Here is a 21,297-nt window from a genome sequence, read left to right on the forward strand (position 1 = left end):
GGGGTAGTTGCCTGTGGCCACGGCACATGCGGATCGGCGCGGACCCCAGGTTCTGAACATCGGGGAAGTCCTGGCTCAACTGAGCGACGACTTCCCCAGCATGACTGCGTCAAAAATCCGGTTCCTTGAAGAAAAGGGACTCATCAACCCGCAGCGGACACCTGCCGGCTACCGTCAGTACTCCGAGAACGACGTCGAACGGCTGCGCTTCGTCCTCTCACTCCAGCGTGACCAATACCTGCCGCTGAAGGTCATCAAGGACTACCTGGATGCGATCGACCGGGGCGAACGGCCGGAGAACCTGCCGGCAGGCGTCACGTTGTCCCCGCGGATTGTCTCCGAGGAGCTCGCCTCCGAGCTGCAGAGCCGGGCACGCAGGCTCAGCGAGGAGCAGCTGCGCGCCGAATCCGGGGCGAGCGTCCCGCTGCTGGAATCGCTCCTGAGCTACGGCCTGATCGGGCACGTCAACGGCAAATTCGACGAACACGCGCTGCAGGTCGCGCGGGCCTGCGTCCAGCTGGAGAGCCATGGCCTGGAACCCCGCCACCTGCGGCCCTTCCAGGCGGCTGCCGACCGCGAATTCGGGCTCGTGGAGCGTGCTGTGGCCACCCTGACCTCCCGCAAGGACGCAGCCTCCCACGCCCGCGCCGCCGAGGCGGCCCGGGAAATCAGCGACCTCTGCCTGTCCTTGCACCAGGCGCTGGTCCACGACCGCATCTCAAGGATGGACATCTGATGATTGAGGTGGAGATTGTCGGCGTGCGGATCGAGTTGCCGTCCAACCAGCCGCTTGTCCTGCTCAAGGAAATCCATGGTGAGCGCCACGTGCCCATCTGGATCGGGACCCCGGAGGCCAGCGCCATCGCCCTGGCCCAGCAGGGGGTCATCCCGCCCCGGCCGATGACCCACGACCTCCTGGTGGACGTTGTCGAGGCCCTGGGCCACACGATCGTCAGCGTCAACATCGTGGCGGTGGAGGACAACATCTTCTACGGGCAGCTGCAGTTCGAGAACGGCACCACCGTGAGCTCCCGGGCCTCCGATGGGTTGGCCGTTGCCCTGCGCGCCAAGTGCCGGATCTGGTGCGCCGACGCCGTCATGGACGAGGCCGGCGTCCGGATCACCGAACACGACGAGGGCGAGGACACGCACCCCGGACCCGCCGTGGACGAGGAAGTCGAACTGCGGCGCTTCCGCGAGTTCCTCGACGACGTCGAACCCGAAGACTTCGGCGGCTGAGCCGGCCCAGGCAACCGGCGCCAGGGAACCTGCCGCGATTGCGGGCGTGCCTGTGACTGCTGGTGTTTCTGATACGTGCGTGACAGCTGTGGCGGCACCAAACGTTAAAGTCGAGGATGAAACTTTCGACACGCCCTTGGAATAGCCCCAACGTCTTTGACCTTGGGCCCCGGCAGGCCTAACGTCGAAGGTACAAGTTCCCATTGCATACGGTAGCCGCGCAAGTCACACTGGAAGGTGCAGTCCGGCTGAATTACACGGATGAAATATTCATCCGGTGTCATGCAGCTGTTCACATCTATTGCTGCCGATGCAACAAACCCAGGGGAACCCACGACAAGGAGGGTCCACGTGAGTCCGAAAGGCGAAGCAGGCGAGCTGAAGCAGGCCTCAACGGCCGGCGTTGCTGTGCCCGCCAGCGGTGCCCAAGGCCTGCTGTTCACCGAGGATCTCCCCGTTCTGGACGAGGACGCGGGCTACCGCGGACCCACCGCCTGCAAGGCGGCCGGCATTACCTACCGCCAACTCGATTATTGGGCGCGCACCGGACTCGTTGAGCCCGCCGTCCGCGGTGCGGCCGGCTCCGGCTCGCAGCGGCTCTACGGCTTCCGCGACATTCTGGTTCTCAAGGTGGTCAAACGGCTCCTGGACACGGGCGTCTCCCTGCAACAGATCCGCACCGCCGTGGAACACCTGCGGGAGCGCGGCGTCGAGGACCTCGCCCAAATCACGCTCATGAGCGACGGCGCCAGCGTCTACGAGTGCACATCGGCAGATGAAGTCATCGATCTCGTCCAGGGCGGCCAGGGGGTGTTCGGCATCGCCGTCGGCCGCGTATGGCGCGAAGTTGAAGGAAGCCTCGCAGCTCTTCCCAGCGAACACGCCGCGGACCAGTCCTTTCCCGACGACGAGCTGAGCAAACGCCGGGCGGCCCGCAAGATCGGCTAGCCCCCGCAGCTATAGACGTGACTGAGCACAGCAAACGGAATTCAACAGAATGAGGCCGCCTCCCGGACAGGGAAGGCGGCCTCATTTCTGTTGGGCTGTGTACGGCAGTCCGGGGCTACCGAAGGCTGCGGTCGCGGACAGCGCCGGCCGGGGCCACGCCGCCCTGGTTCAGCAGGTTCTGCAGCAGGGCATCGAAGAGCCCGGCCGCATTCTTGGCCGAGTCGCCGGGCCAGTGGTGGATGGAGTGGGCGGCGCCCTGGATCTGCTGCCAGTTGGCCTGCTCCGGGATATGCGGGCTCAACAGCAGTTGGCCGAACATGGATTCCATCTCCGAGAGCCGGAACGTGTGCTCGGCCGAACTGCTGCGCACCCGGTTGGCCACGATGCCGGCAGGGGACAGCTTGGGGGCGAATTCCTGCCGGAAGAGCTGGATGGCGCGCATGGTGCGTTCCGTGCCGGCCACCGAGAAAAGCCCGGGCTCGGCTACCAGGGTCACCTTGTCGCTTGCGGACCACGCCATCCGGGTCAGGCCGTTCAGTGACGGGGGGCAATCGACCAGGACGAGTTCGTAGTTCGTGGCGCCGGCCAGGACCGTGGAGAGTCGGCGAAGGTCGCGGCGGCCCAGGTCGGGGCGGTCGTAGATGCCGGTATAGGCAGAGCCGACGGCCACGTCCAGGACGGAGGTTGCCGCGCCGGACTGAATCCTGCCGTTGGCACTGCCGTTGGCGTTGCTGCGGCCGTTGATCCGGGCGTGTTCCACCCAGCCGCTGGGGACCACGTTGTCCGCCAGATGTGCCCGCCGCGGCGACCTCAGCATCCTGCCGATATCGAGCTGATCGTCCGGACTCACGCCCAGGGCCGTGCTGGCGTCAGCATGCGGATCAAGGTCGACGACGAGGGTGGGGATGCCGGCGGCCAATGCCGCCGACGCCAGTCCGGTGGTCACGGATGTCTTGCCGACACCGCCTTTGAGGCTGCTGATGCTCACTACTTGCACTTGAAAAACCAATACCTAACGCCGGTTGCCGAGACGGGGTCGTGCCGGCTCCTGCGTTCTTCGGAGCCGGGGCGTGCATGCGCCACCCACCCACTCATCATATGTTGATGCTCCGGCGAAACCCGTTTCATCCGGCGTGGGGCGCCAGAACCTCGCCAATCGGACGGACGGGGAAAGCTCCAAGGCCAAGGCCCTGCCCATCGCGGCGTCCGTGACGGATAATGCTGTGACAGTCGCCACAATGATTTGTGTTTGCCCGCACAGGTCCTAGACACTGTGAGCACTTACCGATACGCCCGCGATGAAGCAGGAGAAGTATGTTTTCTAAGATTCTGGTGGCCAACCGCGGCGAAATCGCGATTCGCGCCTTCCGCGCGAGCTACGAGCTGGGTGCCAAGACTGTCGCTGTGTTTCCCCATGAGGACCGCAACTCCATTCACCGCCAGAAGGCCGATGAGGCGTATCTGATCGGCGAGGAGGGACATCCGGTCCGGGCCTACCTGGACGTTGATGAGGTGGTGCGCGTCGCCAAGGAGTCCGGGGCGGACGCCATTTACCCCGGTTACGGTTTCCTCTCCGAGAACCCGCGCCTGGCGCGGGCCGCGAAGGAGGCCGGCATCACCTTCGTCGGCCCGCCGGCCGAGGTTCTGGAACTCGCCGGTAATAAGGTTGCCGCCCTCGAGGCCGCGCGCAAGGCCGGCGTCCCGGTCCTCAAGTCCAGCCAGCCGTCGAAGGACCTGGACGAACTGATCGCCGCCGCGGATGAAATCGGCTTCCCCATTTTTGCCAAGGCCGTCGCCGGCGGCGGCGGGCGCGGCATGCGCCGCGTGGACACCCGCGAGGCGCTCCCGGAGGCCCTGCAGGCCGCCATGCGCGAAGCCGACGCCGCGTTCGGCGACCCCACCATGTTCCTGGAGCAGGCCGTCCTGCGCCCGCGCCACATCGAGGTCCAGATCCTGGCCGACGCGGAGGGCAACGTGATGCACCTCTTCGAGCGTGACTGTTCCATCCAACGCCGCCACCAGAAGGTCATCGAGATCGCCCCGGCGCCGAACCTGGACGAAGGCATCCGGCAGGCGCTGTACCGCGACGCCGTGAAGTTCGCGAAAGCGCTGAACTACGTCAACGCCGGTACCGTCGAATTCCTTGTCGACACGGTGGGTGAGCGGGCCGGCCAGCACGTATTCATCGAAATGAACCCCCGGATCCAGGTCGAGCACACGGTGACCGAGGAAGTCACCGACGTCGATCTCGTCCAGGCGCAGCTGCGCATCGCCGCCGGTGAGAGCCTCGCGGACCTGGGCCTGTCCCAGGAGAGCGTCCAGCTCAAGGGTGCCGCCCTGCAGTGCCGCATCACCACGGAGGACCCGGCCAACGGCTTCCGGCCCGACGTCGGCAAGATCACCGGCTACCGCTCGGCCGGCGGCGCAGGCGTCCGGCTTGACGGCGGCACCGTCTACTCGGGCGCGGAGATCAGCCCGCACTTCGACTCCATGCTGGTCAAGCTGACCTGCCGCGGCCGCAACTACCCGGCCGCCGTCGCCCGGGCCCGCCGCGCCCTCGCCGAGTTCCGCATCCGCGGCGTGTCCACCAACATCTCCTTCCTGCAGGCGGTCCTGGACGATCCCGACTTCGTCGCCGGGGATGTGGCCACCTCGTTCATTGACGAACGGCCCCAGCTGCTGAAGGCACGGGTCTCGGCCGACCGCGGCACCAAGCTGCTGACCTGGCTTGCCGACGTCACTGTCAACAAGCCCAACGGCGAACTCAAGGTCCACACGGACCCGGCGGACAAGCTTCCGGCCCTGGATGACGCAGCGGCCCGGCCAGGGTCCCGCCAGCGTCTCCAGGAACTCGGCCCGGAAGGGTTTGCCCGTGCCCTGCGCGCGCAGGACGCCGTGGCCGTCACGGACACCACGTTCCGCGACGCGCACCAGTCCCTGCTCGCCACCCGGGTGCGCACCCGGGACCTCGTGGCGGCTGGTCCCGCAGAATCCAAGCTGCTCCCCGAGCTGCTCTCGGTCGAGGCCTGGGGCGGGGCCACCTACGACGTCGCCCTGCGCTTCCTCGGCGAAGACCCCTGGGACCGGCTTGCCGCCCTGCGCAAGGCCATGCCGAACCTGTGCCTGCAGATGCTGCTCCGCGGCCGCAACACCGTCGGCTACACGCCCTACCCGGAAGAGGTCACGGTGGCGTTCGTCAACGAGGCCGCCGCCACGGGCATCGACATTTTCCGGATCTTCGACGCCCTCAACGACGTCAACCAGATGGCCCCGGCCATCCGGGCCGTCCGTGAGACCGGTACCGCCGTCGCCGAGGTTGCCCTCTGCTACACCGCGGACATGCTGGACCCGGAGGAAACGCTCTACACCCTGGATTACTACCTGGAGCTGGCGCAGAAAATCGTCGACGCCGGGGCGCACATCCTGGCGATCAAGGACATGGCTGGACTGCTGCGTCCGGCTGCCGCGGCACGCCTGGTCTCGGCGCTCCGGGAGCGGTTCGACCTCCCCGTCCACCTGCACACCCACGACACCGCCGGCGGCCAGCTGGCCACGCTCCTCGCGGCCGTGGATGCCGGCGTGGACGCTGTGGACGTGGCCTCGGCCTCTCTGGCCGGAACCACCAGCCAGCCCTCGGCATCGGCCCTCGTCGCCGCGCTGGCCCACACGCCGCGCGACACCGGCCTCAGCCTGGCGAACGTCTGCGCCCTCGAGCCTTACTGGGAGGCCGTCCGCCGGGTCTACGCGCCGTTCGAGTCCGGACTGCCGGGGCCCACGGGCCGGGTCTACCAGCACGAAATTCCGGGCGGCCAGCTCTCCAACCTGCGCCAGCAGGCGATGGCGCTTGGCCTGGGCGAGCGTTTCGAGGCGATCGAGGACATGTACACCGCGGCGGACCGGATCCTCGGCCGGCTGGTCAAGGTGACCCCGTCGTCCAAGGTGGTGGGCGACCTCGCCCTGCACCTGGTGGGCCTCAACGCCGACCCGGAAGACTTCAACGAGAACCCGCAAAAGTACGACGTCCCGGATTCTGTGATCGGCTTCCTTTCCGGCGAGCTCGGTGACCCGCCCGGCGGCTGGCCCGAGCCCTTCCGGACGAAGGCGCTGCAGGGCCGCACCGTCAAGGTCCGCGACGTCGAGATCAGCGCCGAGGACAGCGCCGCGCTCAACGGCGATTCCAAGACCCGGCGGGGCACGCTCAACCGCCTGCTCTTCGCCGGTCCCACGAAGGATTACCAGAAGAGCGTGGAGGCCTACGGCAACCTTTCGGTGCTGGACACGCGGGACTACCTCTTCGGGCTGCAGCGCGGCGCGGAGCACGAGATCGAGCTCGAGAAGGGCGTCCGGCTGATCGCCTCGCTCGAGGCCGTCTCCGAGCCGGACGAGAAGGGCATGCGCACGGTCATGTGCACGCTCAACGGCCAGTCCCGGCCCGTGGTGGTCCGCGACCGTTCAGTGGTGAGCAACGTCAAGGCCGCCGAACGCGCCGACACCTCCCAGCCGGGCCAGGTCGCCTCGCCGTTCGCCGGTGCCGTCACGCTGACCGTCAAGGCCGGGGACACCGTCAAGGCCGGCGACACCGTGGCCACGATCGAGGCCATGAAGATGGAGGCGTCCATCACGACGCCGGTGGCCGGCACCGTCGCGCGGCTCGCCGTCGCCGGGATCGAACAGGTCCAGGGCGGGGATCTGCTGCTCGTCGTCGAATAGCGGCAGCGCGGCAACACCGTAGCCCATCAACACAGAAGGGTCCTTCCGGCTTCCGCCGKAAGGACCCTTCTGTTTCTGCCGAACCTTGCCTCCCGAACAAAAGCAACGCGGGGTCAGATACGGCCCATCAGGGGGCGCCGGATGGGCCGTATCTGACCCCGCGTTGCTCTGGTGCGGGGTTTCGGTGCGGGGCGGTCGCGGTTGCAGCCTAGGCGAGGGTGGGACGCTTGGCGCTGTACATTTCCTCGATCACGTTCTCGAAGTCCTTGAGCACCTGGGCCCGCTTGACCTTCATGGAGGGGGTCAGATGTCCGGAGGCCTCGGTGAAGTCGGCCGGCACGATCCGGAAGGACTTGATCGCCTCGGCCTGGGACACGGACTGGTTGGCGTGGTTGATGAGCTCCTGGACCGCGGCCATGACGGCGGGGTTGACGGCAGCCTCGGCGAGCGAGGTCGAGGCCGGGAGCCCGTGGCGGCCCAGCCAGCCGGGCAGCGCTTCTTCGTCCAGGGTCACCAGGGCACCAATGAACGGGCGGTTGTCACCGACCACGAGCACCTGCGAGACGAGCGCGTCCGCGCGGATCTGGTCCTCCAGCAGGGCCGGGACGACGTTCTTGCCGCCGGCCGTGACGATGATTTCCTTCTTGCGCCCGGTGATGGTCAGGAACCCCGCCTCGTCCAGCTGGCCGATGTCGCCGGTACGGAACCAGCCGTCGTCGAAGGTTGCGGCGGACAGGTCATCGCGCTTGTAGTAGCCGCGCATGACGCACACGCCCTTGGCGAGGATCTCGCCGTCGTCCGCGATCCTGACGGAGTTGCCCGGAATCGGGGCGCCGACCGTGCCGATCTTGATCAGATCGGGGGTGTTGACGGTGATCGGCGCCGTGGTTTCAGTCAGCCCGTACCCTTCCAGGATCTGCATGCCGATGCCCTGGAAGAAGTGGCCCAGCCGTTCACCGAGCGGCCCGCCGCCGGAAACGGCATGGGAGACGTTCCCGCCCATGGCGGCCCGTAGCTTGCTGTACACGAGCTTGTCGAACACGGCGTGCTTGAGCTTCAGCACGAGCCCGACCTTGCCGGCCTGCCGGGCCCGGGAGAATTCGATGGCGGTGTCCGCGGCGCGGTGGAAGATGGCGCCCTTGCCGCCGTCCTCGGCCTTGGTCAGGGCCGAGTTGTAGACCTTCTCGAAAACGCGCGGGACGGCGAGGATAAAGGTCGGTTTGTAGCTCTGCAGATCCGGCAGCAGGTTCTTGATATCCGGGGTGTGCGCCACTGTGACGCCGGCCGCGACTGCCAGCACAGAGATGAAGCGTGCGAAGACGTGGGCCATGGGCAGGAACATGATGGTCCGCGCCTGCTCGTGGACGATCGTGCCCAGCGACGTGACCAGCGCGTTCTCGGACAGTTCCACGAAGTTGCCGTGCGTCAGCTCGCAGCCCTTGGGCCGGCCGGTGGTGCCCGAGGTGTAGATGATCGTGGCGACATCGTTCAGGGACGCCTGGCTGCGGCGTGCTTCGAGCTCGGCATCGCTGACGCCGGCTCCGGCCGCACGGACCTCGTCCAGGCTGTCGCCCTCGAGCTGCCAGACATGCCCCAGGGCGGTGAGGCCCTCGGAGGTGGCCGCCTGCCGGATGATGTCCTCGTGGTGCGCCGATTCGCCGAACGCGGCCACGGCGCCGGAGTCGCCAAGGTTCCAGGCCACCTGGGAGGGGGAGGAGGTTTCATAGATCGGGACCGAGACGGCGCCGGCGAACCAGATGGCGAAGTCGATCAGGGCCCATTCATACCGGGTGCGGGACATGATGCCCACCCGGTCGCCGGCGGCCACACCGCTGGCCATGAGGCCCTTGGCGAGGGCCGAGACGTCGGCCAGGAATTCCGTGGCGCGGACGTCCTGCCACTGGCCGGCTGCGTCGAGCCGCGAGAACAGCGCAGGGTTGGAGGCCTTGGCCGCCTGGCGCACCACGAGATCGGTGACATTGGTGTCCGGATCGACATTCACCAGGGGCGGGACAATGATTTCTCGCACGACAGCTCCTTTGGTATCCATAGGCCCGCAAGGGGTACCGCTAAGCCTAGTATGCGGCCCCCCGAAGGTGTGTTCTGCGACACCTACTGGCGAGTAACTTTACGGTCGGGGCCGCCGTTCCGCCAGTCGGGGATGCTGCGGGCACGTGCGCGGCGCTCTGCTGCCGCGTCATTCGGCCGGGCTTTCGCTGCCGTTGCGGCCCCGGCGAATAGAATGGGGCACCATGCAGACACCAACACCCGGCCGGCAGCCCGGCCTGCGCCGCCGGACCGCCGCCTGGCGAAGCAGGACCCTGGCCGGAGCCGCGGTCGCCACGGCCGGGCACGACATCCGCTCACACCTGCGGCTGGGCCGCAAGGGCCTGGCGATCGGCGTCGACATCGGGGGAACCAAGGTTGCTGCCGGCGTGGTGGACGCCGAGGGCAGGATCCTCAGCCAGGCCAAACGCTCCACCCCGGGCAACGACCCGCGCGCCGTGGAACAGGTCATTGTCGAACTCGTCGGAGAGCTGGGCGCCGGACACCGGATCTGGTCGGTCGGAATCGGCGCTGCCGGCTGGATGGACCTCGACGGCGGCACTGTCCTCTTCAGCCCACACCTGGCCTGGCGCAATGAACCGCTGCGCGAGAACCTGCAGCGGCTGCTGCGCCGCCCCGTCCTGCTGACCAACGACGCCGACGCCGCCGCCTGGGCGGAATGGCGCTTCGGCGCCGGACAGGGACAGGACCGTCTGGTCTGCATCACCCTGGGCACCGGAATCGGCGGGGCCATGGTCATGGACGGACGGCTCGAACGCGGCCGCTTCGGTGTGGCGGGGGAGTTCGGCCACCAGATCATCATGCCGGGCGGGCACCGCTGCGAGTGCGGCAACCGCGGCTGCTGGGAACAATACGCCTCGGGCAATGCGCTCGGCCGCGAGGCCAGGGAACTGGCCGCCGCGAATTCCCCGGTTGCCCAGGAACTGCTCAAGGCCGTGGACGGCGACGTGGCACGCATTACGGGCGTGATCGTGACGGAGCTGGCCAAGGCCGGGGACCAGACCTCCCGCGAACTCCTCGAGGACGTCGGGGAGTGGCTGGGCCTTGGCCTGGCGAACCTCGCAGCGGCACTGGACCCAGGCAAGTTCGTGATCGGCGGCGGACTGTGCGACGCCGGCGAGCTGCTCGTCGCGCCGGCCCGAAAGGCCTTCGCGCGGAACCTCACCGGCCGCGGCTTCCGCCCCGCGGCGGAGATCGAACTTGCGGCCCTGGGACCCAACGCCGGGCTGATCGGCGCCGCCGACCTCTCCCGGGTCAGCAGCCGCATGCACACCCAGTAGCGTGCCTTCCTGGGCCCTGAACCAGCCAGCGCGGTGCCTGGCGCCCTGACCGGGTGGACTAGATGCGCGCCCCGTCGTCGTGCTCGTCCTTCTCGCCCGGCAGCTTCATGATCAGGAACACCACGGAGGCCGCGAACGCGGCCACCATGCCCACGATCGCCAGCGTCGGGGCCGACCGCCAGAACATCGCCGAGAACACGAGCGCAATCGGGCCGCCCACCGCTCCAATCCAGGCAAGGACGGTCATCGGATCTGCACCGGCCAGGCTGGGCGGCTCCTCCGGGACGAACACGCCATCGTCGTCGTCGGCCTCGTAGTCCCGGGGGCCGGATGCGGTGTCCGGTGCCTCACTGCTGCCCGCGGCCGGGTTCCCCGGGGAGGAGGCGAGCCGCTCCCTGGCGGAAAGTTCGATCGGCGCGACGCCGGCAAGGCCCAGCGGGTCGAAATCGCTGAACGACCTGTTCGCGCCGGTGCCAGCACCGGAGCCAGCGCCGGTGCCGGCGGCGCTGTCCGCTCCGCCGGCCGGGCCGTCAGTTCCCCCAACTGCCTCGTCCCCGCCTGTCCCGACCCCTTCCAGCCTGGCGACGAGATCCAGCCACACGGCGTCGTCATCGGCAAGCGGTTCGTCCGCGGCGGCCGGGTCCTGCGCCTCAGGGGGCGGGGTGGTGCCCGGACGCTGGAGGCCGGATGCGTCAGCGCCAGGCGACCGGGCGTCGTCGGGGTCAGGGGTCTCGGGGTCAGGGACGTCGGGGTCCGGTTTAGTCATTGGCCGTGTCCTTCCGGCTGGCGCGGGCGGCGCCCGGACCGGCCGTGGCTGCAACGGACCGGACAAATTCGGCCGTGCCACGGAAGATCTCGGGCGCGTCGTTGTCCATGGTAGCGACGTGGTAGCTGTTTTCCAGCCGGACCACCTCGAGCGGGGCGTTGGTCAACCCGCGGCGCAGGGCCTCCATGCTGGATTCGGACACCACGTGGTCCACTGTGGAACGGTAGACCCGGACCGGAGCCGTGACGCGGGGCAGCAGCCGCACGGTGTCCTTGAACATCTTGTTGAGCTCGTGCGCGGCGGCCACCGGGGTGCGCGGGTAGGCGCACTCATCCATGCCCGGTTTGAGGATGTCATTGGCGATCGCCGGGGTGCTCTTGAGGACAAACTTCAAGACGCCCGCCAGCGGGGCGCGGGGATCATCGATGACCAGGCCGGGGTTGACCACCACCACACCCGCTACGGGGCGGGTGGCGGCGATCCGCAACGCGAGGGCGCCGCCCATGGACAGCCCCGCCACGACCACGACGTCGCATTCTTCCGCAAGCTCCAGGTAGGCCGCGTCCAAGGCAGCATGCCAGTCCTGCCACCGGGTCTTGGCCAGCTCCTGCCAGCTCGTTCCGTGCCCCGGCAGCAGGGGCAGCCGGACGGCGAACCCGGCACCGGCCAGGGACAACGCCCAGTCCCGCACACCGTGCGGGCTGCCGGTGAAGCCGTGCGAGACCACGACCCCGGTCCGGGGGATGGTTCCGGTGAACGGGCTGCTGAACGGCGAATGGTCCGGGAGGATGCTCATGGGGACTCCGAGGGGGCGCGGGGCGGCGAAATGGCGTGGGCGTGCTGCAGGAAGAAACGCACTGATTCTTCAAAGAGTAGCGGCGCATCGGCGTCCAGGGTGGCAACGTGCCCGCTCTTCGGGAGGGGAACCACCGTGAGTTCCCGGGACCCGAGCCGCCTGCGCAGCAGCGCCAGGGACGACGGCGGGACCACCGCGTCGGTGTCCGACTTGAACACCAGGGCCGGGGCGGAGACGGACGGCAGGTCCCGGAGGGTCGCGGCGAACAGCCGGCGCAACTGGTGGACGGCGGCCAGCGGCGTCAGGGAGTAGTCACCGTCGTCGGTGGTGGCCGCCGTGGAATTGTCCTCCTGGATGGGCGTGGTGGTGCGCTGGAAGTACTTGAGCAGTCCCACGATCCGGACCCTGCGGTCATAGAAGCTCAGGCCGGGGTTGACGGCGGCCACGCCGGCCACGCTGTGGCGGGCCGCGGTACGCAGGGCGATCGTGCCGCCCATGGACAGTCCCGCGACATAGCAGTCATCAGTCCGGGCGGCCAGGTCCAGGTACGCCGTTTCAAAGCTCCTGTACCAGTCCTGCCAGCCCTGCCGGGCGAGATCCCGCCAGTGGGTGCCGTGCCCGGGCAGTAGCGGTACCGAGACGGCGAAGCCCTGGGCGGCGAGGTGGCGGGCCCACGGCAGGACGCTGAGCGGGCTGCCTGTGAAGCCGTGGCAGATGGCCACACCGGTCCGGGCGTTGGGGCCGTGGCCCGGGTAGCTGAAAGCGGCGGGCGCAGGGGGAGTGCTGCTTTCAGTCATGAGCCCATCGTGTCACCCTTAGCGCCAAAACTCACTAGAGTAAGGTGTCCATTGAAGCCTGGCCGGACCCGGTTCGGGCCGCAGGCCAGACGCCTTCCGGAGAGGTCACCGAGTGTTTTATTGGTTCATGAAGACGTTTGTCCTGGGGCCGGTGCTCAGGCTGCTGTTCCGGCCCTGGGTCAAGGGCCTCGACAACGTCCCTGCCGAGGGCGCCGCGATCCTTGCCTCGAACCACCTCTCCTTCTCGGATTCCATCTTCATGCCGGTCATGGTGCCGCGGCCGGTCGCGTTCCTGGCGAAATCCGAATACTTCACCGGCACCGGGATCAAGGGCAGGCTGACCGCAGCCTTCTTCCGGCTCACCAACCAGCTCCCCATGGACCGGTCCGGAGGCGCCGCGTCCGCGCAGTCGCTGAACGCCGGCATGGACGTGCTCAAGAAGGGTTCCCTCCTGGGCATCTACCCCGAGGGGACCCGTAGCCCCGACGGGCGCCTCTACCGCGGCAAGGTGGGGGTTGCGCGCCTTGCGCTGCAGGCCCGCGTCCCGGTCATCCCGGTGGCAATGATCGGAACGGACAAAGTCCAGCCGATCGGCAAGCGCGTGCCCAACATCCGCCGCATCGGCATGATCTTTGGCGAACCGCTCGACTTCAGCCGCTATTACGGCATGGAGGATGACCGGCTGATCCAGCGTTCAGTGACCGACGAGATCATGTACGAACTCATGCGCCTCTCCGGCCAGGAATACGTGGATGAGTACGCCGCCGTCGTGAAGCTCCGCCTGGCGGGCAAAGCGCAGGACGCGGCCCCGGACAAAACCCCTGCGGGCCCTGACGCGGTGCAGGATGCGGCCGCCGGCAATACCCCAAACGAAGCCCCAAACACGGCCCCAACGGAAACCCCGAATGAAGCCGCTGCCGGGGATGCGGGGCCGGAGGTTCCCGGCCCCGCATGAGCGGGCCACGGGTGCCATATGACGGCAGCCGGGCTGTCAATGACAGGCAGGGCCCCCGAACCTTGATGGGGCAACTATCCTTAGATAGTGACCGAGCTATCTGAGAAACCAGTTTCCCCGCTGACCAGCACCGCCCAGAGCGGAGCCGCCAACTATCCCGGACTGGACAACTGGCGGGAGCTCCCGGCCTCGCAGCAGCCCACCTGGTCGGACCCGGCTGTGTTCGAGGCGTCTGTCAAGGAACTTTCCGTCCTCCCGCCCCTCGTGTTCGCCGGCGAAGTGGACATTCTTCGCGAACGGCTCGCCGCCGCCGCGCAGGGCAAGGCGTTCCTGCTCCAGGGCGGCGACTGCGCCGAGACCTTCGAAGCCGCGACGGCGGACAAGATCAGCGCCCGCGTCCGGACCATCCTGCAGATGGCCGTTGTCCTGACCTACGGCGCGGCCATGCCCGTCATCAAGATGGGCCGCATGGCTGGCCAGTTCGCCAAGCCCCGCTCCTCCAACGATGAAACGCGCGAGGGCGTCACCCTGCCGGCCTACCGGGGCGACATCGTCAACGGCTACGATTTCACGCCCGAGTCCCGCGCCCACGACGCCGGCCGGATGCTCAAGGCCTACCACACCTCCGCTTCGACGCTGAACCTGATCCGCGCCTTCACCCAGGGCGGTTTCGCGGACCTGCGCCTGGTGCACCAGTGGAACAAGGGCTTCACCGAGAACCCGGCCCACGCCCGCTACGAGTCCCTGGCCCGGGACATCGACCGCGCCATCAAGTTCATGGCCTCCTGCGGTGCCGACTTCGAGGCCCTGAAGCGGGTGGAATTCTACGCGAGCCACGAGGCCCTGCTGCTGGACTACGAGCGCGCCCTGACCCGCATCGACTCGCGCACGGGGCTGCCCTACGACACCTCCGCGCACTTCCTTTGGATCGGGGAGCGGACCCGCGAGCTGGACCACGCACACGTTGACTTCCTCTCCCGCGTCCGCAACCCGATCGGCGTCAAGCTCGGCCCGTCGACCAGCGGCGACGACGCCCTGCGCCTGATCGACAAGCTGGATCCGAACCGGGAGCCCGGCCGGCTCACCTTCATCACCCGCATGGGTGCGGGCAACATCCGCGAGAAGCTGCCGGCGATCGTCGAGCGCGTCACCGCCTCCGGAGCCCAGGTCCTTTGGGTCACCGACCCCATGCACGGGAACACGGTCACCTCGCCCAACGGCTACAAGACCCGCAATTTCGACGACGTCATTGACGAAGTGCGCGGATTCTTCGAAGTCCACCACGCGCTCGGCACCGTTCCCGGCGGCCTGCACGTGGAGATGACGGGGGACGACGTCGCCGAGTGCCTCGGCGGAGCTGACCCGATCGACCAGGAAGCCTTCCTGGACCGCTACGAGTCGGTCTGCGATCCGCGCCTGAACCACATGCAGTCGCTCGAGATGGCGTTCCTGGTGGCCGGAGCGCTCTCCAAGCGCTGACGCACTGATGGACAGAATGCATCTGGCAGAAGGCATTCCGACAGAACGTTTCCCACAGAACGCATTCTGAGAAAAAGCTCCGCCCGGCTACAGCAGCCGGGCGGAGCTTTCTTGTGCGATGGCAGGGGCCGGAGCGGGGTGCCTGTCAGACGACGGTAAGCGTAACGGTCGAGCCTTCCGGGGCCTTCGTGTCCACCGGATTCTGGTCCCGGACCGTGCCGAAGAAACCGCCGAGGATGTTATCGACCTGGACTTTGAAGCCTAGTTTCTCAAGGGCTTCCTGGGCCTCCGAGGCCTGCTTGCCGATGAAGCTGGGGACCTCGACGAGCTTCGGGCCCTTCGAGATGGTCAAGGTGACGGTGCCGCCCTTGGTCAGGTTGCCGGAGGCCGGGTCCTGCGACAGCACCGCGCCCTCGGGGACATTCCTGTCGTTGATTGACTCCGGGGCCACCACGGCCTTCAGGCCGGCGGCTTCCAGGGCCTTAACAGCGGCGTCCTGCGCCTGCCCGCGGACATCCGGGACCGGGATGGGTTGCGGGCCCTTCGAAACGGTCAGGCCCACGGGCGTCCCGTGCCTGACCGGGTTGCCGCTGCGCGGAGCCTGGGCAAGGACGGTTCCGGCAGGCGCCTTCTCGTCGAAGGTCTCGGTAATCGGGCCCAAAGCCATCTGGGCGCCGTTGAGCGTGGTCTTGGCCTCGTCCAGGCTCTTGCCGGCCAGTTCCGGCAGCGGGAACAGCTCCGGGCCCTTGGACACGGCCAGCGACACGGGCTGGAACTTGCGGATGACCTCCCCGGCGGTCGGCTCCGAGCCGACCACAAGCCCGGGCGAGACGTCGTCGTCGAAGACATCCTTCACCGTGGATTGGAAGCCGGCGGTGCGGAGCAGGTCCTGGGCCTCGGCAACGGTCTTGTTCGCCACCGGGGGAATCGTTCCCGGCGACCCCGGACCCATGCCGAAAAACCAGCCGGCGACGGCGGCGAGCAGCGCCGCGACGACGAGCAGGACGATCCACAGCAAGCCGCGGCGCCGGGGGTTGCCCTCGTGCAGGGTCCTGGTGGGCGTGGCGGCGGCTCGCTGGCGCGCCTTCTCCTCGTCCCGGTCCAGTTTGCGCTGGGCGCGTTTGCTGGGGGCAACCGCGCCCTCCGCCGGGCCGTCATACCCGGCGCCGTCGTAGGCCGCCTCGTCCGGGGTGGACAACGGTCCGTAGGCCGGACGCCGCGGGGCACCGGACATCACGGTGGTCGGGTTGCCGCTGGTGCGGGAAATCATCTCGGTGGGCCGGGCGAGGCTGCCGTATACCTCAGTCTGCAATTCCGTGGGCATTCCGGTGGGCGGAAGCACGTGGGCCGTTTCCTGCGCGTCCGACGCCGGACCGGTACCGCCTGGCGGCCGGGTTGGCGGTGCTGCCACGGCCGGCAGGGTGCTGCGAGCCGCCGGCGGCTGGAGGTCGAGTTCGGCGTCGCTGAGGTTGGTCCTGATGTGCCGGAGCTCGGACAACAGGGCGCTGCCGTCGACGGGGCGCTTGTCCGGGTCCCGGTCCGTGCACCACTGGACGAGTTCGTCGATCTCCGCGGCCAGCCCGGGCACCTCCAGCGAGGGCGCTCCGACGGTGGAATTGACGTGCTGGTAGGCGACCTGGATGGGCACGTCGCCTTCGAACGGCTGCCGGCCCGTGATCATTTCGTAGAGCATGATCCCGACGGAATAGATGTCGCTGCGGGCATCTGCCTGTTTGCCCAGGACAAGTTCGGGGGAGATGTAGGCGACGGTCCCGATCAGGGCGCCCGTGCTGGTGGACGTCGAGATAGCGCGTGCCAGGCCGAAGTCGCCGAGCTTAATCCGCCCGTCGTCGGCGATCAGGACGTTTTCGGGCTTGATGTCCCGGTGGATCATTCCGGCGGCGTGCGCGGCGCCGAGGCCTTCGACGACCGGATCGATCAGCGCCAGGGCCAGCCGCGGCGACAGGGCGCCCTTGTCATTGAGGACATCCCGCAGCGTGTGGCCCTTGATGAATTCCATGACCAGATAGGCGAGCCGGCCGTCCTCGCCCTGGTCCAGGACGCCCACGACGTGTGGGTGGGAGAGCCGGGCGGCAGCCTTGGCTTCGCGGCCCAGCCGATCGAGGAACTGCGGGTCGTCAGCCAGATGGGGATGGAGCACCTTCAGCGCGACATCACGCTCAAGGCGCTGGTCCGTGGCGAGGTACACGGTGGACATCCCGCCGCGGGCAAGCCTGGATTGAACCTGGTAGCGGTTGTCCACCAGGTTCCCTACGAGAGCATCCGACACGTATTCCTGCACCTTACAATCGTAGTCGCTGGACAGAAACGGGCCCGAATCAACATGCGATCCGGGCCCGTAGCGTCACGCTCCGCCGAAAGGGAGCCTGTGCTGGAGTCTGTAGTTGGCCGAGGGGCCGGGTTTAGCCGAACAGCTGCCGGTTGGCCTTGATGGCGGCGACGTAGCCCTTGGTGTCCTCGAACATGCCGTTCTGGCTCACCGAGTACTGGCCCTGGTAGTAGCCGGCGATTGCGGTGTCCACATCCGGGCTCGTGCGGACCAACTGCCGGATGATCGCGATGCCTGCCGTGGCGTTGTCGTAGGGATCGAGCAGGTTCAGCTGGCGGCCCACCAGATCGGAGGCCCATTCGCCGGAGGACGGGATGACCTGCATGGTGCCGATCGCATTGGCCGGTGACACCGCACGCTGGTCGAAGCCGGATTCCTGGAAGGCAAAAGCCAGTGCAAGGCTGGCGTCCACGCCCATGCGCCGGGCCGTGTCCGCGACGATCGACTTCATCTGCTGGCGGGTGGGCACCGGAGAGGCATTGAGCAGCGCCTTGTTCTGGTTGGCCGAGCTGACCACCGCGGCCGGGTAGCTGAACCCGAGGAACGTGCTGGGCACGAGGGGCGTGGTGGTGGCAGGCGTGCTCGATGCCGGTGCGATGGTCGACGCGCCGGGGATGACGAGCTTCTGGCCGGGGTAGATGATGCTCGACATTGTCAGCCGGTTGGCCGACAGGACGTCCGAGAGCCTGACACCGTTGCGGGCCGCGATGCCGGAGAGGGTGTCGCCGGCCTTGATGGTGTAGGAGCCGGAACTGGCGGGCGCGGGCGCCGACGGCTTGGGTGCGGCGGCCGTCACGGGTGCGGAGGGGGCCGGCGTGCTGGAACCGCCGCCGACCTTGACCTTCTGGCCGGGATAGATCACGGAGCTCATGCCGAGCCCGTTCCACTTGAAGATCTCGGAAAGGCCAACGCCGTGGCGGGTGGCGATGGCGCTCAGGGTGTCGCCGGACTTGACGACGTACACGCTGCCGCCGCCCGAGGCGGGCGTTGTCGGCGTCGATTTCGCCGGTGCGGACGGTTTGGGCGCTGCCGGCGCCGGCGTCGAGCCCGTGAGCTTGATCTTCTGCCCCGGGTAGATGATGGTGTTCGCCTGCAGGTTGTTCAGCTTGAGCACGGCAAACGTGTCCAGGCCGTAGCGGCCGGCAATGGCACTGATGGTGTCGCCGCGGGCGATCGTGTAGACGGCCGGAGCGGCCGTCTGCGCGGGCCGCAAGGCGCTCGGCAGCGTCACCGGGACGGAGGCGGCCGGGATCACTGCCGCCTTCAGGGATGTCGCCGCGTCAGCCTTCGCCTGGGCACGCATGGCGGCCGCGAGCGTTGCCGGGACCGAGCGCACCCGCGATTCGGCTGCGGCAGGCTGGGCGATCGCCAGGGAGGAAAGCACGACGGCGGGAAGCGCCGCCGTCGTCGCCGCGATGAGCGGCAGGCTGCGCCCCGGACGGAGCTGTGGCGAACGTGAGGTTGTCATTGGAAAGATCCTCTTCTCAGCGGCAACGCTGCGGTCAGGCCGGTAGAACTGGTGTTACCAGTGTGACAAAAGTTATTTCTGTTACAAATGTGATCTATGTGAATCTCTCATGAATTGGCAATTAGCACAAGAACCGTTTGACATTCCGCAAACCCGTTTCCGGTGGAGTGTCGCCCGAAAGTCGTTCCAGGGGAGTCCCCCGGTGAAGCCGGGCGGCATTCCGGCGCGGCGGGACCGGCCATGACCGCAGCGTGAATTCTGCGGATGCCGACTAGGCGGCGGGGCACCGGCCGTGGCAATCTTTATGCGTGAGTAATGTAGAAAGCCTCGTGGGCGAATGGCTGCCCCTGCCCGATGTCGCACAGCTTCTGAACGTATCTATCACCAAGGTCCATGCATTGCTGGACGAGCGTGCGCTGGCGGCCGTGAGAATCGGCGACCGGCGCATCCGGTCCGTGCCTGCGGCTTTCATCCAGGACGGGCATGCGGTGGAGAGCCTGAAAGGCACCATTGTTGTTCTCTCAGACGCCGGATACTCGGATGAGGAACTGATCAACTGGCTCTTTACGCCGGACGATTCCCTCCGCGGCCGGCCCATTGACGCCCTGCGGGAAGGGCGCAAGACCGAAATTCGCCGCAGGGCGCAATCACTGGCCTGGTAAAAGCAGACCGGCAGCAACTGCGCCGGCAGCATCCCCCGGACGTGCCATGACGGGCCGTGCACAGCGCAAGCGCCGTGCACGGCCCGCCGCGTTTCCAGGCACCGTTTAAAAGGCGTTACTGCCGTGAGGGCCGGGTTAAGCGGCGCGGCTGACCGTGGCTTCTGCCAGCCTGCGGAGCGCGGTTTTGGGCAGCTCCTGAAGCGGCAGCAGGTCCAGGGCGGCGAAGGCGGCCTTGCCGAACTCCTCGATGAGCACTTCCGTGGCCTGGAGTGCGCCGCAGTCCACGATGATCCGCCGGATCTCCTCGATGTCCGCGTCGCCGAGATCGGGGCTGCCCAGCTTGGCGTCGATGAACTCTGATTCGGCCGCCGAGGCCTGGTCCAGGGCGAAGGCCACCAGGACCGTGCGCTTGCCCTCACGGAGATCGTCCCCGGCAGGTTTGCCGGTGGTGACGGGGTCACCGAAGACGCCAAGGACATCGTCCCGCAGTTGGAACGCCTCGCCGAGCGGCAGCGCGAAGGCGGAATAGCCGCGCAGCAGCTCGTCGCCGGCGCCGGCCAGGGCGCCGCCGAGGGCGAGCGGGTGTTCGGTGGAGTATTTGGCCGACTTGAACCGGATGATGGACTGGGCCCGGCTTACGGCCCCGGCGCGGTCCCGCCGGGGCCCGGCGACCTCTTCCAGGATGTCGAGGTACTGCCCGGCCATGACTTCTGCACGCATGAGGTTGAAGATCAGCCGTGCCGGGCTGCCGGAGGCGGCACGGTGTCCGATCTCCGTGAACGATTCCTCGCTGAAGGACAGGCAGAGATCCCCGGTCAGGATCGCTGCCGCGTGGCCGAACCGCTCGCTGTCCAGCGCCCAGCCCTGGGCCTCGTGCAGTTCGATGAACCTGCGGTGGACGCTGGGTCCGCCCCGGCGGGTGTCCGAGCGGTCAATGATGTCATCGTGGATCAGGGCCGCGGCCTGGAACAGCTCCAGGGCCGAGCCGGCCGTGACCACCTCGGCCGCGCCGGCTTCTCCGCCGGCGCCGCGCCACCCCCAGTAGCACATGAGCGCCCGCAGGCGCTTTCCGCCCGTGACCAGGTTTGAGATCGAGCCCATGAGCGGATCGATGTCCTGGGAGATCGAGGCCATGATGGCCTGGCGGCTGGTCAGGAACTCGGTGAGCTTGCCGGCGACGGCGGCCACGTAATCCGCCTGCTCGAGCCGCAGCTGTTCGGCGAGACTCACTTGACGGACTCGGCAGCGACGTTCGCACCGATCGTGAACGTGGACACCCCTGTTGTCTGCATGACGGAGATGTTCACGGTTTCGTTGTCCCCGCGCAGGAAGTCCTTGGAAGGCAGGGCACCGACGGTTTCCCCGGGTACGGGCTTGAAGCCCTGCGCCTGCAGCCCCTTGGCGTAGAAAGCCAGGACATCGGCGGCCGGGGCGGTGATGCTGCCGACCAGTGCCGCGGTTGCCGGCACCGTGGTTTTGTCGAAGCTGCTGGAGACCACCTGGGCTCCGGGCATCAGCGGCAGGAGTTTCTGCGGGAAGCCGGGTACGAGGGCGCCGACCGTGGCTGACGTGCCGGGCTCCGCGGAAGGGCTGGGGGGAGCCGTGGTGGAGGACTGCGCAGAGGCGTCCGGGGTCGACGCCGGCGACGCCGCCGGACTCCCAGTGCCGGCAGGCGTGCATGCGGCCAAGGCCAATAGCGCGCCAGCCGCCGCGATGGCGGCTGCGGCACGTTTGCGCTGTCCAAATACCTTCACAGGGACTTTCCTCCTGGGGTTGAAGC

The 21,297-nt window shown here is 67.9% G+C and carries 17 protein-coding genes; 8 read left to right on the plus strand and 9 right to left on the minus strand.

Annotated features, from left to right (window positions below):
• The first annotated feature begins 13 nt into the window (after positions 1-13).
• The 3 genes from ftsR to AC1DFR_RS07145 all read left to right on the plus strand — a co-directional run bounded on the left by ftsR (position 14) and on the right by AC1DFR_RS07145 (position 2,187).
• A complete protein-coding gene (gene ftsR / locus AC1DFR_RS07135) occupies positions 14-736 on the plus strand; it encodes a transcriptional regulator FtsR (RefSeq protein WP_026266235.1) in 723 nt (240 codons plus the stop codon).
• Positions 736-1,239: a bifunctional nuclease family protein gene (locus AC1DFR_RS07140; RefSeq protein WP_230009361.1), complete on the plus strand. Its 504-nt coding sequence runs from the start codon at positions 736-738 to the stop codon at positions 1,237-1,239. The genes ftsR and AC1DFR_RS07140 overlap by 1 nt, the downstream gene beginning before the upstream one ends.
• 351 nt (positions 1,240-1,590) lie before the next feature.
• Complete coding sequence (locus AC1DFR_RS07145) at positions 1,591-2,187, plus strand: MerR family transcriptional regulator (protein ID WP_028275903.1); 597 nt, start codon at positions 1,591-1,593, stop codon at positions 2,185-2,187.
• 115 nt (positions 2,188-2,302) lie between these two features.
• On the opposite strand, the gene AC1DFR_RS07150 is transcribed toward AC1DFR_RS07145, so the two are convergent.
• Complete coding sequence (locus tag AC1DFR_RS07150) at positions 2,303-3,184, minus strand: ParA family protein (protein ID WP_476857893.1); 882 nt, start codon at positions 3,182-3,184, stop codon at positions 2,303-2,305.
• Between the two features lie 317 nt (positions 3,185-3,501).
• On the opposite strand from AC1DFR_RS07150, the gene AC1DFR_RS07155 reads away from it, so the two are divergent.
• The gene (locus tag AC1DFR_RS07155; protein ID WP_476870563.1) at positions 3,502-6,897 is read left to right on the plus strand and encodes a pyruvate carboxylase; all 3,396 of its coding nucleotides are present in this window, start codon (positions 3,502-3,504) and stop codon (positions 6,895-6,897) included.
• A 208-nt stretch (positions 6,898-7,105) separates the two neighbouring features.
• Here AC1DFR_RS07155 and AC1DFR_RS07160 read toward each other — a convergent pair whose 3' ends face one another.
• Positions 7,106-8,926 carry an AMP-dependent synthetase/ligase gene (locus AC1DFR_RS07160; protein ID WP_476873054.1) on the minus strand — a complete coding sequence of 607 codons (1,821 nt, stop codon included), beginning with the start codon at positions 8,924-8,926 and terminating at the stop codon, positions 7,106-7,108.
• Between the two features lie 223 nt (positions 8,927-9,149).
• On the opposite strand from AC1DFR_RS07160, the gene AC1DFR_RS07165 reads away from it, so the two are divergent.
• Positions 9,150-10,244, plus strand: coding sequence for an ROK family glucokinase (locus tag AC1DFR_RS07165; RefSeq protein WP_476873055.1), 1,095 nt, complete (start codon positions 9,150-9,152; stop codon positions 10,242-10,244).
• Between the two features lie 58 nt (positions 10,245-10,302).
• Here AC1DFR_RS07165 and AC1DFR_RS07170 read toward each other — a convergent pair whose 3' ends face one another.
• The 3 genes from AC1DFR_RS07170 to AC1DFR_RS07180 are packed head-to-tail and all read right to left on the minus strand — an operon-like array spanning position 10,303 to position 12,603.
• On the minus strand, positions 10,303-11,010 hold the full coding sequence (locus AC1DFR_RS07170) for a hypothetical protein (RefSeq protein WP_476873056.1): 708 nt from the start codon (positions 11,008-11,010) through the stop codon (positions 10,303-10,305).
• A complete protein-coding gene (locus AC1DFR_RS07175; protein ID WP_476873057.1) occupies positions 11,003-11,806 on the minus strand; it encodes an alpha/beta hydrolase in 804 nt (267 codons plus the stop codon). Before AC1DFR_RS07175 ends, AC1DFR_RS07170 begins: the two co-directional genes overlap by 8 nt.
• Positions 11,803-12,603: an alpha/beta hydrolase gene (locus AC1DFR_RS07180; protein ID WP_476870566.1), complete on the minus strand. Its 801-nt coding sequence runs from the start codon at positions 12,601-12,603 to the stop codon at positions 11,803-11,805. The genes AC1DFR_RS07175 and AC1DFR_RS07180 overlap by 4 nt, the downstream gene beginning before the upstream one ends.
• Before the next feature lie 112 nt (positions 12,604-12,715).
• Here AC1DFR_RS07180 and AC1DFR_RS07185 point away from each other — a divergent pair, with 112 nt between their 5' ends.
• Entirely contained in the window at positions 12,716-13,558 is an 843-nt protein-coding gene (locus tag AC1DFR_RS07185; RefSeq protein ID WP_476850409.1) for a lysophospholipid acyltransferase family protein, read from the plus strand.
• An 84-nt stretch (positions 13,559-13,642) separates the two neighbouring features.
• On the plus strand, positions 13,643-15,037 hold the full coding sequence (locus tag AC1DFR_RS07190) for a class II 3-deoxy-7-phosphoheptulonate synthase (protein WP_243179595.1): 1,395 nt from the start codon (positions 13,643-13,645) through the stop codon (positions 15,035-15,037).
• Positions 15,038-15,182: 145 nt separating this feature from the next.
• Here AC1DFR_RS07190 and AC1DFR_RS07195 read toward each other — a convergent pair whose 3' ends face one another.
• Together AC1DFR_RS07195 and AC1DFR_RS07200 are read right to left on the minus strand one after the other, a co-directional pair.
• Positions 15,183-17,339, minus strand: coding sequence for a Stk1 family PASTA domain-containing Ser/Thr kinase (locus AC1DFR_RS07195; RefSeq protein WP_476873058.1), 2,157 nt, complete (start codon positions 17,337-17,339; stop codon positions 15,183-15,185).
• Between the two features lie 121 nt (positions 17,340-17,460).
• Positions 17,461-18,855, minus strand: coding sequence for a LysM peptidoglycan-binding domain-containing protein (locus AC1DFR_RS07200; protein ID WP_476873059.1), 1,395 nt, complete (start codon positions 18,853-18,855; stop codon positions 17,461-17,463).
• Positions 18,856-19,163: 308 nt separating this feature from the next.
• Here AC1DFR_RS07200 and AC1DFR_RS07205 point away from each other — a divergent pair, with 308 nt between their 5' ends.
• A complete protein-coding gene (locus tag AC1DFR_RS07205; protein WP_026266238.1) occupies positions 19,164-19,517 on the plus strand; it encodes an Rv2175c family DNA-binding protein in 354 nt (117 codons plus the stop codon).
• A gap of 135 nt (positions 19,518-19,652) precedes the next feature.
• Here AC1DFR_RS07205 and AC1DFR_RS07210 read toward each other — a convergent pair whose 3' ends face one another.
• Both AC1DFR_RS07210 and AC1DFR_RS07215 read right to left on the minus strand, forming a co-directional pair.
• Positions 19,653-20,747 (minus strand): polyprenyl synthetase family protein, encoded by a 1,095-nt coding sequence (locus AC1DFR_RS07210; protein WP_028275891.1) that lies wholly within the window; start codon positions 20,745-20,747, stop codon positions 19,653-19,655.
• Entirely contained in the window at positions 20,744-21,271 is a 528-nt protein-coding gene (locus AC1DFR_RS07215) for a RodZ family helix-turn-helix domain-containing protein (RefSeq protein ID WP_028275890.1), read from the minus strand. The genes AC1DFR_RS07210 and AC1DFR_RS07215 overlap by 4 nt, the downstream gene beginning before the upstream one ends.
• Between the last annotated feature and the right edge of the window lie 26 nt (positions 21,272-21,297).

The organism is Arthrobacter sp. 05T410, from assembly GCF_056396505.1.